Origin of the sequence: Burkholderia sp. CpTa8-5, assembly GCF_017815045.1 — a bacterium.
In the GTDB taxonomy this organism is placed as follows: Bacteria; Pseudomonadota; Gammaproteobacteria; order Burkholderiales; family Burkholderiaceae; genus Burkholderia; species Burkholderia sola.
On record NZ_JAGIQD010000041.1, the window covers coordinates 1 to 17118 of the forward strand.

Sequence of the window (17118 nt, forward strand, 5' to 3'; positions counted from 1 at the left end):
GTCAAGCGCGACGCGAAGCGCGGGCTGGCGTCGCTGTGCATCGGCGGCGGGATGGGCGTCGCGCTCGCGGTCGAGCGTCCGTAACCGGCCCTCCGTCACCGGCCGTTCGCCACTGGCGAACCGAATTCGTGCGCCGGCCGATTGCGGCTTCGGCCGGCGTCACGTGAAGTCAGAGGGGGCTCCGGCAGCTCTCGAAACCAAAAAATGGAGTGAGATTTATGTCTCAGCGAATTGCGTACGTAACGGGCGGGATGGGCGGCATCGGCACCAGCATCTGCCAGCGCCTGTCGAAAGACGGCTTCAAGGTGGTCGCAGGTTGTGGCCCGAACTCGCCGCGCCGGGTGAAATGGCTCGAGGACCAGAAGGCGCTCGGGTACGACTTCATCGCGTCGGAAGGCAACGTCGGCGACTGGGACTCGACCAAGGAAGCGTTCGACAAGGTCAAGGCCGAGGTCGGCGAGATCGACGTGCTGGTCAACAATGCGGGCATCACGCGCGACGTCGTGTTCCGCAAGATGACGCATGAAGACTGGACGGCCGTGATCGACACCAACCTGACGAGCCTGTTCAACGTGACGAAGCAGGTGATCGACGGGATGGTCGAACGTGGCTGGGGCCGCATCATCAACATTTCGTCGGTGAACGGCCAGAAGGGGCAATTCGGCCAGACCAACTACTCGACCGCGAAGGCCGGTATTCACGGCTTCACGATGTCGCTCGCGCAGGAAGTCGCGACGAAGGGCGTGACGGTCAACACCGTGTCGCCGGGCTACATCGGCACCGACATGGTGAAGGCGATCCGTCCGGACGTGCTGGAGAAGATCGTCGCGACGATTCCGGTGCGGCGTCTCGGCGGGCCGGAGGAAATCGGCTCGATCGTCGCGTGGCTCGCGTCGAACGATTCCGGCTTCGCGACGGGCGCCGACTTCTCGCTGAACGGCGGCCTGCACATGGGCTGAGCGTCCGGGCTGCGCGAGCCGGACGGCCGCGCAGCCGGGCGTTTTCCGAAGGCCCCCGCCTCCCGGATTCGGGCGGCGGGGATTCGTCACTTGCGCTACGCTGCACTCAAAGGCGTTACATGACTACTACAAAGAAGACGGCCGAACGGCTCATCAAGAAATACCCGAACCGCCGGCTCTACGATACCGAGACAAGCACGTACATTACGCTGACCGACGTGAAGCAGCTCGTGCTGGAGCAGGAGGATTTCAAGGTCGTCGATGCGAAATCCAATGAAGACCTGACGCGCAGCATCCTCTTGCAGATCATCCTCGAAGAGGAAAGCGGTGGCGTGCCGATGTTCTCGTCGTCGATGCTGTCGCAGATCATCCGTTTCTACGGTCATGCGATGCAGGGCATGATGGGCACGTACCTGGAAAAGAACATCCAGGCATTCATCGACATCCAGAACAAGCTCGCGGATCAATCGAAGAACCTCTACGAAGGTAACGCGATGAATCCGGAAGTCTGGTCGCAGTTCATGAACATGCAGGCGCCGATGATGCAAGGGATGATGACGAGCTACATCGAGCAGTCGAAGAACATGTTCGTGCAGATGCAGGAGCAGATGCAGAACCAGGCGAAGTCGATGTTCAGCACGTTCCCGTTCAAGCAGCCGGGCGCGCCGGAGCCCGAAAAGAAGTAAGCGGCGAGCCGGCGTGGACGCGCAAAGTGTCGCGCCGGCATCGTGCCGGACGGTCGTTTGGGACGACCCATTCGGGACGGCAACGGGCCGCGTCGCGGAACGATTGTTCGCACGGCGGCATCGCACGCGCGTGCATGGGCGTCGTCGTGCCGTAGCGCCTCAGCGCAAATAAAACGCACAAGGCCGACCGGCAAAACCCGGTCGGCCGAATATCAGATAAAGCGCTGATTGTAGAAGATGCCGATGGCCGGATTTTCGGCCGGCTTATCGAACCGCGAAGCGGCTTGCCGCCGATCCGTTCGCGCAGTTATTTCCGTAAATAAAGAGATTTCTGTTTTCGGAAAATGCCGAGTAGATGATCGGAAAAACTTCCTTGGCGCTGAACGAGTAAATGCCATCGTTGATGGATACGAGGAGGTTGCCGCTCGTATCGGTTTCGATCTTGTCGATCTTGCCTGCCTTGCAAAGCGATTCCGCGGACGCGTACGAGGATGCTGCAAGCGTCATGGCGCAAACGAGGGTGGCCGCGAGTTTTCTCATGGTCTTTCCTTGGTGAATGAGTGGATTGCTGGGGTTGTGATGCGGGTCATGCACGGTTCAGTATTGGCTGGCCGAATAGGTGCCGATGTCTGATCGATGTGAAATGTATCGGAGATTAATCGGGTGTTGAATGGGGGTGGCGGATTTGGAAATGATTTTTGTGGATTGTTGAGCGTTTCAAACTATTCTTGTGAATTGTGTGTTGTGAGGTCGAATAAGGGCCGGTGGTAATTGGATGGTTGCAACAAAATAAATTTATCGACGATTTTTGGTTGTGGTTTGGTTTGTGGTTTTTTTAATTTATTTCTCTATTTTTTATTTGCGCGGCCGGATTTTTTGAATGATCACCGCTGAAATGCGCAAGGCCATCGGCGAGCGTGTCGCCGTGCGGGCCGATCGGTCGGGCAAAGGGCTGATCGCGCTGGCGCTGGCGCGGGCCGAGCGCCAGTGCTCGCGAAATAGACGGGCGGCCCGTTGGCGGGCTTCGAAGCGAGCTGCGATTTCGTTCCGGGCGATGCGCGGGGCGCACACGTTTCGTATCCGTGTTTCGGTGCGCTACACGTGCAGCATCGTGCGCGTGTCTGCAGCCGGAGCGAGGATTGGGCCACCGGTGCGTTTGTCAGTATCGCGCGATGACTGTGGCCGATGGCGGGAAGATTCGCCCGATGGCGCTCTGCGAGGCGCTGGCGCCGGGTGCGATGACGATGGCGCGCAGGCTGGGTGAGGTGCGTGGGGGGGCGGCGATAGCGATAGTCACGCGCCTGCGCCGACAACCGGTCGGCCGCAACTCCGTACGGAGCTGTGGCCGATCGGCGATGGCGACGATGCGGTCCGGTTCAAACGGTGCCCGACGGCAGCGACGTATCCGGATTAAGCGTCGGATCGAGTCAGTCTTCGCTATCCGACGGGGGTAGATCGAGAACGAGCTTGACCGCGCTGTAGTTGGCCTTGAGCGAAAACACGCGGCCGATCACGAGAAACGTCTGCCGCGAATTTTCGAGCTCGACGAAGTCGCCCGGCTGCGGGACATGCGCGCCCTGGTCGTAGGAGAAGCTGGTGTTGGTCTGCTCTCCGATGGCTTCTGCGGCGTGTTCGGTGAATTCGATCGTGAGGTGGGTGGTCATGCGAGTCCCGTGGGTAATGGAAGAGATGGAAGAGAGTGGACGCTGCGATTTTCGCATAGCGACAGGGCGGATCCGGCGGAATTGTCGGGAAGCGACGCGTGCGGCTGGATCCCCGTCACTTCATCCGGTTGCCGAGAAAGGGGCCGCACTGGCGCTTGCCTCGGCGCGCGCCGGTGATCGAGTTGCGGCTCGGGCCGTTTGGCGAAGTGTTGAGGCGCTGGCTGTATGCTGGCATCGGCTGCTCATGGCGGTCGAGCGGGGCTTGGAATAACCGACCGCATTTAACCCGTTCTCGATTTCATGGGCTTCGATACTGGTTCCCTCCCACAACCGTACCTCGCGACATGAAGGTTGTCCTTGGCTCGGGTAAAATTGAGCAAGTATTAATCAGACGCTATCCGAGAGCGCTGTAATAATAATGAAAGGCTAACAATGAACGTGCAGAACTTGGCTGCTGCATTGCGCGGTGGCCTGATTCAGCAGGACCGGTTGTTGAAACTCGATACGCCTCTGGGACCGAACTCCCTTGTGGTGCAGCGGGCCATCGGTCATTCGACGGTCGGCCGGGACTACATTTTTACGCTGGACGTGGTGTCGACTGACAGCGCGATCGAGCTGAAGAGGCTCATCGCCCAGCCGGTTACCCTGTGGATCCAGCAAGCGAGTGGCGACTATCGCCCAATCAACGGTTATGTTTATACCGCGCGCCGGCTGGGCGCCGACGGTGGTCTCACAACGTATCAAATCACGCTGCAAGCGTGGATGCACATACTGAAGTTCCGGCGGGACCAAAGGATCTGGATCGACAAGACGGTCGAGGACATCGTTTCCGATGTCCTGAAACAGCACCCCGAGGCTCGTGGCCGGTTTCGATTCACGCTATCCCAGTCGTTACCAAACCGCTCATACACCCGGCAGAGCGAGACCGACTGGAACTTCGTGCACCGTCTGCTCGAGAGCGAGGGGCTGTTCGGCTACTGGGAGCAGGCCGACGACGGAAAATCGCACACCTTGGTGATCACCGATAGACCGGATACGTTTCCGGACCTGTCGCCCAAGAGCATTTCGTTTTACCGCGGGGGCGCAAAGACCGAGGTCGACGCGTTCACGCAGTGGGCCGGTACGCGCACGCTCCAAAGCGTCACCCTTACTACTCGAACCTTCGACTACAAGAACCCGTCCGATCCCTCGAACCCCAAGGGCACGACGGTGCCGACAATCGAGAGCCAAGGCAATGTCCCGGACCAACTCGAAGTCTACGAATACACGGGTGCATACACGTACCTGCAACAGCAGCGCGGAGACGCACAATCTCGCTTTCGGATGGAGGAATGGGAGTCGCGCGCGAAGCGCTTTCACGGTATAGGAGGACTCCGTGCAATTGAAGCGGGCCGGCGTTTCGTGCTGACAGACCATCCGGTGCACGACACCGATCCTGTCGATCAGCGCGAGTTCGCGACGATCAAGTCATCCTGGTGGATCGAGAACAACCTGCCGATCACTCTTGAGTCGAATTTTCCGTATAGCCTGCATGACGATATCGCCGACGCACGAGCTAGTCACCCGGGCGATGCGTCGTTGCAGGTGCCACATGCCGACGGCTCCGTCGGCTTTTACCTCGTCGAGGTCGAAGCGCAACGCGCGAGTGTGCCGTACCGCAGCCTGTTTGAGCACGAGAAGCCGAAGATGCATCTGGAGACGGCCGTCGTCGTTGGCCCATCGGGCGAGGAGGTTTACACCGACGAGTTGAACCGGATCCGCGTTCACTTCGTCTGGGATCGCGTGAACGAGGGTGACGAGAGCGCGTCGTGCTGGGTGCGCGTCGTTCAGTCCGACACCGGGGGCGGTTACGGGGGTGTCCATGTCCCACGGATCGGCGAAGAAGTGCTGATCGATCACGTCGGCGGTGATTGCGATCGGCCCCTGGTCGTGGGCCGCGTTTACAACGGGGTGACCCAGCCGCAGTGGCACAGCAACGGGCTTCTGTCCGGGTACCGCTCGAAGGAGTATGCCGGCAGCGGTTTCAACGAACTGGCGCTGGACGATGCCACTTCGCAGAATCGTGTGCGGTTGATGAGCAGTTCTAGCAACAGCATTCTGCACCTGGGTTACCTAATCGATCAGGAGGGCAACACGCGCGGGGCCTACCTCGGCAGTGGCTTCGACTTGCGCACGGACGCGTATGGTGCGGTGCGCGCGACCCGTGGCCTATACGTGACCACGCATCCGAAATCGCCGACGAGCCAGCCGCTCGACGTGTGTGAGACGCAGCAGCAACTTGTGAACGCGGAAAGCCTGCTCGAATCGCTGTCGGGCATCAGCGAGCTGCACCAGGCGGAATCGCTTAAACCGGGCCGCGATGCCATGCGTGCGTTCACCGATGCGACTCAGGACAGTGTGTCGGGCCCAACGTCGGGCGGGCGCACGGCGGGCGGTGGCACTGGCTCGGCGAGTGCATTCAAAGAGTCGGTGATGTTGTTCGGCAGCCCGGCCAGCATCGGCCTCTCGACACATCAATCCGTTCACGTGAGTGCGGACCAGCATGTCAACTTGGTTAGCGGGCAGAGTACCCACATCGCCATAGGCAAATCGCTACTGGCGAGCGTCGGGCAAAAACTGAGCCTCTTCGTGCAGAACGCGGGAATAAAACTGTTTGCGGGCAAGGGCAAGGTCGAGATCCAGGCGCAGTCGGACAACATCGAGGTGACCGCGCAGAAAGCAGTGAAGGTTGTATCGGCGACGGACCGGATCGAGATCGCGGCCGACCAAGGAATTCTGCTGACGAGCGGTGGCGCCTACATCCTGATCAAAGATGGAAATGTCGAAATTCATGCTCCCGGAAAAATCGATATCAAGGGCGCGTCACATACGTTCGCGGGGCCAGCGAGCACAAATTTCGTCATGCCGCACTTGCCCCAGGGCGTAGCGGCCCCGACCGACTTGGAATTCCGCCTGGTCGATCCCTACGGGCGCCCCAGTCCCGGCGTGGAATACAAAACGACGCTCAGTGACGGCTCTGTCAAACACGGCGTACTGGATGCGGATGGTTACGCGAAGATCAGTGGCGTACCTGCCGGCACCAGCGCGAAAGTCCAATACCTGACGGACAAGAGTCCACCCAAGTCGGAGGTCGGTATCAAGACTGATTCCGACTGGAGTCTGTTTCAGTCGATAAAGGTCACGGCCAAGCCTGTGGCCGACGCAGGCAATTCCAACGATCCTGATCGGAGCGGGACAGTATGAGCGAATCGTCAAGCAGCGGCCTGTTGGACGCAATCTGGAAGGAAGTGCTCGGCGACGCGGCGGCCACCTTCAACTGGCTGAAGGATTTCCTGCTGGGCGAGTTCGTTCCAGACCGACCGTTCTCCGTGATCGTTGCCGAAATGCTCGCGAACTTCGTGCCGGGCGTCATTATCGTCACGAGCGCGCGCGATGCGGTCGCCATCATAGTCCGTCTTTCCACGCACCCTGAGCGGCGCAAGGAAGTGTCCGAGTGGATTCTGCTGTGCGCGTGCTTAATCGCTCTGGCCTTGCCGCTGGTGATGGCCGCCGCCGGTGCGGTCGCCGCGGGCGTCGGCGCGGTGGTCACCGGCATCATGGGTGACGAACTCGCGGCTGCGCTGCGCGCCGTGATGCTGATGCTGATCGAAAAGTCGGGAAAGCTAGCCGAAATGATCCGCTTTCTCAACAAATTCATCAAAGGCAACATTCTTGAGTTTCTGAAGGGAGTGAAGTTTGCCAACTATGAAAAGTCGCTGCTCGAAATTCTTCAGCAGACTACGGGCAAGCTGATCGGCATCGTGCAGGAAGTACGCGGCAAGCTTCTGGAAGCCCGAGTGTTTCATGTCAAGATCGCGGATCATTTCGAGTCGGTCCAGAATCTGGTCCAGAAGCTGTCGACGTGGGAACAGCGGTTCTACGCGGTACAGCAGGAAGGCATCCAGCAGATTCCGAGGGCCGTGGCAGAGTTGCAGCAGCGCCTCGACCGGTTGCTGGCGCAGGAGGCACCAAAGGACAGCCACGTGGTCTCCGCAGGGGTGACAGCGACGAAGCCACAAGCCGTCGCGCCGCCCAAGCAGGAGATCCACGACACGCCAGGGGCGACGCTTCGTGATCCGGCGGCGCACGGTGCCGACGGCACCAATGGAAGCGCGAGGACGGGTTCCGCGCCGGCCCGCAAAGAGAAGCCGGACGTGCCGCCGCCGCCGACTGGTCAGCCGAATGTGAAGATCGAGGAGGTGCATACGCCGGGTGAGCAGTATGCAGTGGTAAACGGTGTCAAGATCAAGCCTCTGCTTTACGACAAGTTGTATCACGGGGCCGACCGAGCCACGCTCGGCGTCGATACGCAGCTGTCGGCCAAGGAGGTCGCGGCAAAGATATATACGGAAGGTCTGCCGGGACGAGGCAACAATATCGATCTGGTTGAACACGCGGGCGGCGCACACGATCGCGCGTTTCGCGGCACAACGGTCATGATGATGACGCCCGACGGTCAGGCCGGCGCGATCTTGTGGGCCGACGAAGGCGGATTTGTGATCGAACTGAAGAACGTGAAGGGCTACGACGTGAATGCCGTACTCGAGGGGCGGGTGCGTAAGCCCGACGGCAGTTTCGGCGGTAACGCCGTGCACGGCGAGGTGGAAATTGCAGTGCCGGGAAGAGTCAAGCCGGAACAGGTGGAGGCGGTGTATGAAGTGGTGATGAGCCGAAGCGGAAGATTGATGGCGCGTAAACTGCCACGGTAATCACATATTTGCCCGGAGAAATTGCATGTTGACGAACGACACCGACGTGCGGGAATTGCGCGATCGATGGAAAATCGGGAAGTACAAAGAACTGCTCGACGCAATCAAGGAAGCGTTGCCAGAGGATGAATGGGTGCCTTTGTGCGACTCCCTGCCACATATGCTGGATGGCTCGCCGACGATCGACCTGCGCGGGGCGCCGTTGCCGGGCGGCAAACTCGAGAACCTGGACCTGAGCTACAGCCATCTCGGCTTTGCTGTGTTCGATGCCTCGCAGTTCGACGAAGTAGGGTTTCAACACGCGATCCTGGACGGTGTCTCTTTCAAGGAATGCGGGTTTCATTTGGCACAGATGCTGCCGGTCTACGGAAACGGTGCTGATTTTCGCCATGCTCGATTCCGGCAATCGTTCATCGAGTATGCCAAGCTGAGCAATAGCGATCTCTCCGGCGTGACGCTGTCCGACAGCAGTTTGAATTTTTCGGAGCTCATCGAATGCAATTTTTCCGGCATGCTCGCTGAGCAGAGCGAATGGCGCTGGAACACGACGACGCGATGCACTTTCGTGGCGGCCCGTTTCGTCGAGTGCAGACTGACGGCAACCCGGCTCGATGGCGCACGGCTGATCGATGCCACGTTCGAGAATTGCGATCTGAGCGGTGTTGACTTCAGGGGCGCGGACCTGACGGGTGTGCGCTTTCTTGGTGGCACATTCGGTGACGTGCTGCAGGGTGAGACGACCTACCGGACTCGGTTCGACGATATACCGGAAGCCCGCCGTGCGGTTGCCGCGGGCAGTGCGGAGAATGGGCGCGCCATCGAATGGTGTCCCGTTGTGATCGGTTCGAGCGAGCCTGCCCAGAAGGTCGCCTCGTCGAGACTGAAGGGCCGGCCCGGCGACGTGGTACCGCAGAGTGGATGGTGGACTAGCCCGGCACTCGGGAGTGAACAGGGGCGGCGCTATTTTAAGGAGGGGGAGAAATTTCCCGACATCAAGTCGACGAATTGGGGACTCGTGATCTGGAGTTACAATCCCGCTGATCAGGGTTGAGCCCTGACGCGTGGCCTGACGCGAGCGGAGCAGCCGCGCACGAAAGATCTTGTCGATTTCGCGCGGAGCCATGCCCTGACGACTGCACCGACACCCATAGACATCAAACCGCTGAAGGTTCGGTTAGGTTGCGGTCTCCCTGCTCGTACTGCTGGAACGTGCGCAACCCCACGCCGAGCAGCTTCGCGAAAGGCCCAGGCCGGATTTCGCGCGCGCGACCGACGCCACTGTCGGCTCTACCCCATGCGGATCTCGTCTGACGCGGATCGGCGCGCGCCACGTCTCCGCGATCCAGCTCTGGCACTGCCGGCGGATCGCCGCCTTCACGCGCTTGCTCTTCGTGTCCGATTCCCCGAAGTGATAGGGTCATATAAAACTCCATCTCGTTGTCGGCCCCCAGCGGGCAGCGTGCTCGAACTGCCGATGGGTGCTGCCGCCAACCGCTCATTTTGGCTCGCTGGACCCTAAATCGCTGTAAACTCACGCTTTTGCTGCCACGCCCCCATTCCAGATGTCCCAATCCCCCAAAGTAGGGTTCGTATCCCTCGGGTGCCCGAAGGCGCTCGTCGATTCCGAACAAATCATCACGCAGCTGCGCGCCGAAGGTTATGAAATCTCCGGCAGCTACGACGGCGCCGACCTCGTCGTCGTGAACACCTGCGGCTTCATCGACGAAGCCGTGCAGGAAAGCCTCGACGCGATCGGCGAAGCGCTGACCGAGAACGGCAAGGTGATCGTCACCGGCTGCCTCGGCGCGAAGTCGAGCGCGAGCGGCTCGAACCTGATCGAGGAAGTCCACCCGAAGGTGCTCGCCGTCACCGGCCCCCACGCGGTGGGCGAGGTGATGCAGGCCGTGCATTCGCACCTGCCGAAGCCGCACGACCCGTTCGTCGATCTCGTGCCCGCGGCCGGCATCAAGCTCACGCCGCGTCACTACGCGTACCTGAAGATCTCCGAAGGCTGCAACCACCGTTGCACGTTCTGCATCATCCCGTCGATGCGCGGCGACCTCGTGTCGCGGCCGGTCGCCGAAGTGATGCTGGAAGCCGAGAACCTGTTCAAGTCGGGCGTGAAGGAACTGCTCGTGATCTCGCAGGACACGAGCGCATACGGCGTCGACGTGAAGTACCGCACCGGCTTCTGGAACGGCAAGCCGATCAAGACGCGGATGACCGACCTGGTCGCCGCGCTCGGCGAACTCGCCGCGCAGTACGGCGCGTGGGTGCGCCTGCACTACGTGTATCCGTATCCGAGCGTCGACGAAGTGATCCCGCTGATGGCCGAAGGCCCGTTCAAGGGCCACGTGCTGCCGTATCTCGACGTGCCGTTCCAGCACGCGCATCCGGACGTGCTGAAGCGCATGAAGCGGCCGGCGAACGCTGAGAAGGTGCTCGAGCGCGTGCAGAAGTGGCGCGAGATCTGCCCGGACCTGACGATCCGCAGCACCTTCATCGCCGGCTTCCCCGGCGAGACGGAAGCACAGTTCGAAACGCTGCTCGACTTCATCCGCGAAGCGGAACTCGATCGCGTCGGCTGTTTCGCGTATTCGCCGGTCGAAGGCGCGACCGCGAACGACCTGGATGGCGCGCTGCCGGACGAGGTTCGCGAGGAGCGTCGCGCGCGTTTCATGGAAGTGGCGGAGGAAGTGTCGGCGAAGCGCATGCAGCGCAAGGTCGGCAAGACGCTCAAGGTGTTGATCGACGAAGTCAGCGCGGAAGGCGGCATCGGCCGTACGGCAGCCGATGCGCCGGAGATCGACGGCGTCGTCTACGTCGAGCCGGCGGCGAAGGCATCGAAGCGCTACAAGGTCGGCGATTTCGTGTCCGTGAAGATCACGGGCGCCGACGGCCACGATCTGTGGGGCGAGGTGTAAGCGATGGCCGCCGCATTCCCGGAGATCCTCGCGCTCGGCGAGGCGATGATCGAATTCAACCAGTCGCAGCCGGGGCGTCCTGAATTCCTGCAGGGCTTCGGCGGCGACACGTCGAACTTCTGCATCGCGGCGGCGCGCCAGCGCGCATCGACGGGCTTCGTGTCGGCGATCGGCGACGATCCGTTCGGCCGCCTGCTGGCCGACATGTGGGCGTCGGAGCAGGTCGACACGACGTACGTGCGGATCGACCGCTCGGCACCGACCGGCGTGTATTTCGTCACGCACGGCGCCGACGGCCATCAGTTCGACTATCTGCGCGCGGGGTCGGCGGCGAGCCGCTACGCGACGGCCGACCTGCCGCTCGACGCGCTCGCGGCCGCGAAGGCCGTGCACCTGTCGGGCATCAGTCTCGCGATCAGCACGGCCGCGTGCGACGCGGCGTTCGCGGCGATCGACCATGCGCGTCGCAGCGGCGCGAAGGTCAGCTTCGACACGAACCTGCGCCTGAAGCTGTGGCCGCTGCCGCGTGCCCGTGCGGTGATGCGCGAGGCGCTGCGGCAGACGGACATCTGCCTGCCGAGCTGGGACGACGTCACGGCGCTCACGGGCGCGAACGATCGCGACGCGATCGTCGACGCGATGCTCGAACACGGGCCGCAGGTCGTCGCGTTGAAACTCGGCAAGGAAGGCGCGTATGTCGCGACGCCGCACGAACGGCGCGTCGTGCCGGGCTTCGCGGTCGAGGCCGTCGACGCGACCGGCGCGGGCGACTGTTTCGGCGGCGCGTTCGTCGCGCGGATCGTCGCGGGCGACGATCCGTTCGCGGCCGCGCGTTATGCGAACGCGGCGGCGGCGCTGTCGACGACCGGTTACGGTGCGGTCGCGCCGATTCCGCATCGCGATGCGGTGGAACGCCTGATGCAGGGCTGACGCGACACGCGCCCGCCCGCGCATTCGCGGCGCAGGTTTGCGCGGTCATGCAGGAACCGGGTCCCGGCCCGGCGCGGTCCGCGATGGTCGGGCGAATCTGAAGCAAGGAGCAACACAAGGTGGGTCGATATTCGGAATGGCAACGGGCGCTCGTCGTCGCGGGTGCGCTGGCAGCGGGCATCGCGATGCCGACGGTGGTCGCCGCGCAGGCGGTCGCACCGGCCGTGCAGCAGGATGAACCGGCGCCCGCGCGGCCGCTGAAGCCGAATCCCGAGTTCGCCGGCCTGCCGCGCTACGAAGGCACGCTCGGCGATCGGCCGATCGTCGTGCATCTCGGCCCGAAGACGGACGAGGAAGGCGTGCACGGCGAATACCAGTTCGCCGACACGGGCGAAGTCGTGCTGCTCGCGGGCGACCGGGACGGCGATACGCTCGAGATCGAAGAGTCGAACGACGACACGAACATCACCGGCGTGTGGATCGGCCGCTTCGACGCGACGGGCGACCTGAAGGCCGACCGGATGAACTCGGACGAATCGGACCCGCAGCCGGTCGTGCTGCATCTGGCGCCGGGCAAGCGCGCGGCGCTGCAGGTGCGCGACGGCCGGGTGCAGGAAATCGAGACGGTGGGCGGCGTCGTCAACCTGCGTACCGACGACTGAGCACGTGCTGGCTCGGTGCGCGCGGCGCGCATTGTACCGGGCCAAGCGCGCCGATTTTGGCTACTCTAACGACATATTCCGCAACCGAACGGCCTCGTGCCCGGCCCCCAGTCATGACTGCATCCACTCCCAAGCGCGCGCTGCAAACCCGCATCGTTCAACCCGACGACGTCATTCCGGAAGGCTTCCGTTCGTTCGTGCCGCCGGTCGCGCGCGCGTCGACGGTCGTGTTCCCCGATCTCGCGACGATGCGCGCGCTGGTCTGGCACGACGACAACCAGTGGCGCTACGGGCTGCACGCGACGCCGACGTCGCTCGCGCTCGCGCAGCGGCTCGCCGAGATCGAAGGCGGCACGCATGCGCTGCTGCAACCGTCGGGCCTCGCGGCGATCATGAACGTCTACTTCGGGATCGTGAAAGCGGGCGACGACGTGCTGATTCCGCATAACGTGTACGGCCCGAACGCCGATTTCGGCAACTGGCTCGCGAACGATTTCGGCATCACCGTGCGCGGTTACGATCCGTTGATCGGCGCCGGCATCGCCGAGCTGATCCAGCCGAACACGCGGTTGATCTGGCTCGAGGCGCCGGGCTCGGTGACGATGGAGGTGCCCGACGTGCAGGCGATCGCGGCCGCCGCGAAGGCGCGCGGCATCGTCACCGCGATCGACAACACCTTTTCGGCGGGGCTCGCGTTCAAGCCGTTCGCGCATGGCGTCGACATTTCGGTGCAGGCGCTGACCAAGTATCAGTCGGGCGGCAGCGACGTGCTGATGGGCGCGACGATCACCGCGAATGCGGAACTGCACGCGAAGCTGAAGCTCGCGCGGATGCGCTGCGGGATCGGCGTATCGGTCGACGATTGCTCGCTCGTGCTGCGCAGCCTGCCGAGCATGCAGGTGCGCTTCGATGCGCACAGCAAGAGCGCGCTCGCGCTCGCGCAGTGGCTGAAGGCGCGACCGGAGATCGCGACGGTGCTGCACCCGCAGATCGCCGATTGCCCGGGGCACGCATCGTTCGTGCGCGATTTCGCGGGCGCGGGCGGGCTGTTCTCGGTGGTGTTCGATGAACGCTACAGCGCGGAGCAGATCGACCGTTTTGTCGAGTCGCTCGAGCTGTTCGCGATCGGCTGGAGCTGGGGCGGCGCGTGCAGCCTCGCGATGCCTTACGACGTCGCGTCGATGCGCCCGGACTGGCCGCATCGCGGCACGCTGGTGCGTTTCTACGTGGGTCTGGAAGACGAAGCGGATTTGCGCGCCGACATCGAGCGGGCGATGCAGGCCACGCTCGGCTGATTGCGCGCCGGCAACGTCCGGCAGAAAAGCGAAACGCCGGCGCGATATCGCATCGCGCCGGCGTTTTTCATTGACGGTGCCGCGGGATCAGAACAGGCGCAGCAGCCCGTCGAGGCCGACATGGTCGAATGCGACGGTGGCCGCATCGCGCACGACGGGCTTCGCGTGGAACGCGACCGACAGCCCGGCTTCGGCCATCATCTTCAGGTCGTTCGACCCGTCGCCCATCGCGATCGCGCGGCTCGGCTCGAGGCCGAGCGACGCGCACGTGTCGCGCAGCAGGCGCGCCTTCACGTCGGCATTGACGATCTCGCCGAGCACCTTGCCGGTCAGCTTGCCGTCGACGATCTCGAGCGTGTTCGCATGCGCGTAGTCGAGGCCGAGGCGGGCTTTCAGCCGCTCGGTGAAGAACGTGAAGCCGCCCGACACGAGCAGCGTCTTCAGGCCGGCGGCCTTCACGCCGGCCAGCATCGTCTCGGCGCCCGGCGACAGTTGCAGCCGTTCTTCGTACACGCGCTCGAGTGCGTGCGCGTCGAGCCCGGCCAGCAGCGCGACGCGGCGCGTGAGGCTTTCGTTGAAATCGCGGATCTCGCCGCGCATCGCCGCTTCGGTGATCTCCGCGACCTGCGTTTTCAGCCCGCAGAAATCGGCGATCTCGTCGATGCATTCGATCGTGATCAGCGTCGAATCCATGTCCATCACCGCGAGCCCGAAATCGCCGAGCGTGCGGCCGGCCTCGACGAAGCCGAAGTCGAGCGCATGCGTGCCGCAGTACGCGTCGATGTCGAGGCGTTGCGCCGGGCTCGCGTTTTCGATGCGCAGCGCGTGATCGTCGGTCTGCACGACGCGGGTGCCGCGCGACAGCGCGAGCAGCGGTTTGTGATGGGCGTCCGACAGCGGCGCAAGACTCTGGATGACGAGATTGTGGGTCATGACGAGTGGTTGGGAAGCGAATGAATGACGTGCGCGGCCCACGGGTGGCCGCCTGCGCGCGCGGGCCCCGTACGGCTGCGGGCCAGTGCGTCGCGAACGCGCCATTGTAGCCGGTTGGTCGCGCGTGGCGGCCGGTGCCGGCGCGAAACCGGGCGCGGTACGGCGGCGGTCACCCGTTTGCGCGATCCCAGTACGGCGGATCGCCGAAATGCTCGGCCAGGAACGCGATGAACGCGAGCGTTTTCAGCGGCACGTGCGCGCGGCTCGGATAGACGGCCCAGATCGCGACGTCGTCCGCGAACGGATAGTCGTCGAGCACGGTGACGAGCGCGCCGCTCGCGAGCAGCGGGCCGACGTCCCAGGTCGATTTGATCGCGATCCCGAAGCCGTCGACGAGCGCTTCGCGGATCGCCTCGCCGTTGCTCGCGACGAGCCGGCCGCCGACCCGCACCGTGAGCGGGCCCTGCGGCGTCGCGAACGACCAGTCGCGCTGGTCGCCAAGGATCACGCACTCGTGCTGCGTCAGATCGGCCGGGTGCCGCGGCATGCCGCGTTCGGCGAGATAGGCGGGCGAGCAGCACAGCACGCGGCGGTTGGTGGCGAGCTTGCGGGCGACGAGCGTCGAATCCTTCAGTGCGCCGAGGCGGATCGCGACGTCGTAGCCGTCGTCGACCAGATCGACGATCTCGTCGGACAGGCGCAAATCGAGCGACACGGACGGGTAGCGGCGCAGGAACGCCGGGATCACCGGCGCGACGTGCTGGCGGCCGAACGACGACGACATCGACACCTTCAGCCGCCCGTACGGCTCGCTGCGGCCGCGGCCGACCGACGCGCGCGCGGCGTCGGCCGCCGCGAGCAGCGCGTCGGCGCGCGCCATGAAGATTTCGCCGTCCTGCGTGAGGCTGATGCGGCGCGTGGTGCGGTGCAGCAGTCGCGCGCCGAGCTGGCGTTCGAGCTGGGCGATGCGCGCGCTCGCGACCGCGGCCGACACGCCGAATTCGCGCCCGGCCGCGCTGACGTTCGCGAGCAGCGCCGCGCGCACGAACAGCGCGACGTCGAGCAGGTCGAGCGGCTTGTCGGGCGCGGGAATGGGAGCAGGCGTCGGATCAGACGACATTATTCTGAAATTCCTGAAAATGTTTCAGGAAATATAGCGGTTTTCTCGAATGATCGGGTTGCCTACGATGGCACGCATGGAGGTTGCGCCGCAGCCTGCCGGATCCCCTGAAAGGAGTATCGAGATGAAAGCCGTTGGATTGACCCGTTATCTGCCGATCGACGACCCGCAAGCGTTGCTCGACGTCGAACTGCCGCAGCCCGTGCCGGGCCCGCGCGACCTGCTCGTGAAAGTCGATGCGATTTCCGTGAACCCGGTCGACACCAAGGTGCGTGCGCCGAAGCCGCAGGTCGAGGAGACGCCGCGCGTGCTCGGCTGGGATGCGGCCGGCACGGTCGTCGCGGTCGGCGCCGACGTCACGCTGTTCCGGCCCGGCGACGAAGTGTTCTACGCGGGCAGCATCACGCGGCCCGGCGCGAACAGCGAATTCCACGCGGTCGACGAGCGGATCGCCGCGCTGAAGCCGCGCACGCTTGACTTCGCGGCGGCGGCCGCGCTGCCGCTCACCGCGCTGACCGCGTGGGAAGCACTGTTCGACCGGTTGCGCGTGTCGCCGCAGGGCGCGGACGCCGGCAAGTCCGTGTTGATCATCGGCGGCGCGGGCGGCGTGGGCTCGATCGCGATCCAGCTCGCGAAGACGCTCGGCAAGCTGCACGTGATCGCGACCGCGTCGCGGCCGGCATCGGCCGAATGGGTACGCACGCTCGGCGCGGATGCGGTGGTCGACCATTTCGGCGATTTGCCGGCGCAATTGCGCGAGGCCGGGCATCCGAGCGTCGACTACGTGCTGATCTTCAACGATACCGACCATCATTTCCCGGCCGCGGCGGAAGTCATCCGGCCGCAGGGCGGCATTTGCACGATCGTCGAGAACGCGAAGCCGGTGCCGGTCGAATTGCTGAAGGCGAAGAGCGCCGCGTTTCACTGGGAGTTCATGTTCACGCGCGCGATGTTCGAGACGCCGGACATGATCGAGCAGCACAAGATCCTGAGCGAGGTCGCGCGGCTCGTCGACGGCGGCACGCTGCGCACGACGCTCGGCGAACGGCTCGGCGCGATCAATGCCGAGAACGTGCGGCGCGCGCACCGGATGCTCGAGGGCGGGCGCGCGATCGGCAAGCTCGTGCTGAGCGGCTTCTGAGCCGGCAGCGCGCGTAAGGTGGCGGCGCCGCGAACGCAAGCGGGGTAACACCCGAT

General features: G+C 63.8%; 15 protein-coding genes and 1 pseudogene. 11 read left to right on the top strand and 5 right to left on the bottom strand.

The window, feature by feature from the left end:
- Positions 1–218: 218 nt before the first annotated feature.
- A complete protein-coding gene (locus J8I35_RS32280) occupies positions 219–959 on the top strand; it encodes a 3-ketoacyl-ACP reductase (RefSeq protein ID WP_006491801.1) in 741 nt (246 codons plus the stop codon).
- A 119-nt stretch (positions 960–1078) separates the two neighbouring features.
- A complete protein-coding gene (phaR, locus tag J8I35_RS32285; RefSeq protein ID WP_011549704.1) occupies positions 1079–1645 on the top strand; it encodes a polyhydroxyalkanoate synthesis repressor PhaR in 567 nt (188 codons plus the stop codon).
- Between the two features lie 264 nt (positions 1646–1909).
- Here the strand turns inward: phaR and J8I35_RS32290 are convergent, their stop codons facing one another.
- Entirely contained in the window at positions 1910–2185 is a 276-nt protein-coding gene (locus J8I35_RS32290) for a hypothetical protein (protein ID WP_050014909.1), read from the bottom strand.
- 340 nt (positions 2186–2525) lie between these two features.
- Between J8I35_RS32290 and J8I35_RS32295 the strand changes: the two genes are divergently transcribed.
- Positions 2526–2909 (top strand): hypothetical protein, encoded by a 384-nt coding sequence (locus J8I35_RS32295; RefSeq protein WP_209929057.1) that lies wholly within the window; start codon positions 2526–2528, stop codon positions 2907–2909.
- A gap of 163 nt (positions 2910–3072) precedes the next feature.
- Here J8I35_RS32295 and J8I35_RS32300 read toward each other — a convergent pair whose 3' ends face one another.
- Positions 3073–3309 carry a hypothetical protein gene (locus J8I35_RS32300; RefSeq protein ID WP_209929059.1) on the bottom strand — a complete coding sequence of 79 codons (237 nt, stop codon included), beginning with the start codon at positions 3307–3309 and terminating at the stop codon, positions 3073–3075.
- A 432-nt stretch (positions 3310–3741) separates the two neighbouring features.
- Between J8I35_RS32300 and J8I35_RS32305 the strand changes: the two genes are divergently transcribed.
- Genes J8I35_RS32305 through J8I35_RS32315 form a run of 3 tightly spaced genes read left to right on the top strand, consistent with a single transcriptional unit; the run spans position 3742 to position 9108 of the window.
- Positions 3742–6552: a type VI secretion system Vgr family protein gene (locus J8I35_RS32305; RefSeq protein ID WP_209929062.1), complete on the top strand. Its 2811-nt coding sequence runs from the start codon at positions 3742–3744 to the stop codon at positions 6550–6552.
- Positions 6549–8057 carry a hypothetical protein gene (locus J8I35_RS32310; RefSeq protein ID WP_124680948.1) on the top strand — a complete coding sequence of 503 codons (1509 nt, stop codon included), beginning with the start codon at positions 6549–6551 and terminating at the stop codon, positions 8055–8057. The genes J8I35_RS32305 and J8I35_RS32310 overlap by 4 nt, the downstream gene beginning before the upstream one ends.
- Before the next feature lie 25 nt (positions 8058–8082).
- Positions 8083–9108, top strand: a complete 1026-nt coding sequence (locus J8I35_RS32315) for a pentapeptide repeat-containing protein (protein ID WP_209929063.1) — start codon at positions 8083–8085, stop codon at positions 9106–9108.
- A 243-nt stretch (positions 9109–9351) separates the two neighbouring features.
- Here the strand turns inward: J8I35_RS32315 and J8I35_RS34760 are convergent.
- Positions 9352–9693, bottom strand: a pseudogene (locus J8I35_RS34760) (hypothetical protein); the annotation flags it as partial.
- Between J8I35_RS34760 and rimO the strand changes: the two are divergent.
- From rimO to J8I35_RS32335, 4 genes are all read left to right on the top strand, one after another.
- Positions 9620–10981: a 30S ribosomal protein S12 methylthiotransferase RimO gene (gene rimO / locus J8I35_RS32320; RefSeq protein ID WP_050015555.1), complete on the top strand. Its 1362-nt coding sequence runs from the start codon at positions 9620–9622 to the stop codon at positions 10979–10981. The pseudogene J8I35_RS34760 and the gene rimO sit on opposite strands and share 74 nt — an antisense overlap.
- A gap of 3 nt (positions 10982–10984) precedes the next feature.
- On the top strand, positions 10985–11911 hold the full coding sequence (locus J8I35_RS32325) for a sugar kinase (protein ID WP_050015553.1): 927 nt from the start codon (positions 10985–10987) through the stop codon (positions 11909–11911).
- A gap of 119 nt (positions 11912–12030) precedes the next feature.
- Positions 12031–12573: a hypothetical protein gene (locus tag J8I35_RS32330; RefSeq protein ID WP_209929064.1), complete on the top strand. Its 543-nt coding sequence runs from the start codon at positions 12031–12033 to the stop codon at positions 12571–12573.
- Between the two features lie 113 nt (positions 12574–12686).
- Positions 12687–13868: a cystathionine beta-lyase gene (locus J8I35_RS32335; RefSeq protein ID WP_209929065.1), complete on the top strand. Its 1182-nt coding sequence runs from the start codon at positions 12687–12689 to the stop codon at positions 13866–13868.
- An 87-nt stretch (positions 13869–13955) separates the two neighbouring features.
- On the opposite strand, the gene serB is transcribed toward J8I35_RS32335, so the two are convergent.
- Positions 13956–14801, bottom strand: coding sequence for a phosphoserine phosphatase SerB (serB, locus tag J8I35_RS32340; protein WP_050015547.1), 846 nt, complete (start codon positions 14799–14801; stop codon positions 13956–13958).
- 169 nt (positions 14802–14970) lie between these two features.
- Positions 14971–15921 carry a LysR family transcriptional regulator gene (locus J8I35_RS32345; RefSeq protein ID WP_050015545.1) on the bottom strand — a complete coding sequence of 317 codons (951 nt, stop codon included), beginning with the start codon at positions 15919–15921 and terminating at the stop codon, positions 14971–14973.
- A 124-nt stretch (positions 15922–16045) separates the two neighbouring features.
- Here J8I35_RS32345 and J8I35_RS32350 point away from each other — a divergent pair, with 124 nt between their 5' ends.
- Positions 16046–17062, top strand: coding sequence for a zinc-binding alcohol dehydrogenase family protein (locus J8I35_RS32350; protein ID WP_089488477.1), 1017 nt, complete (start codon positions 16046–16048; stop codon positions 17060–17062).
- Positions 17063–17118 lie beyond the last annotated feature (56 nt).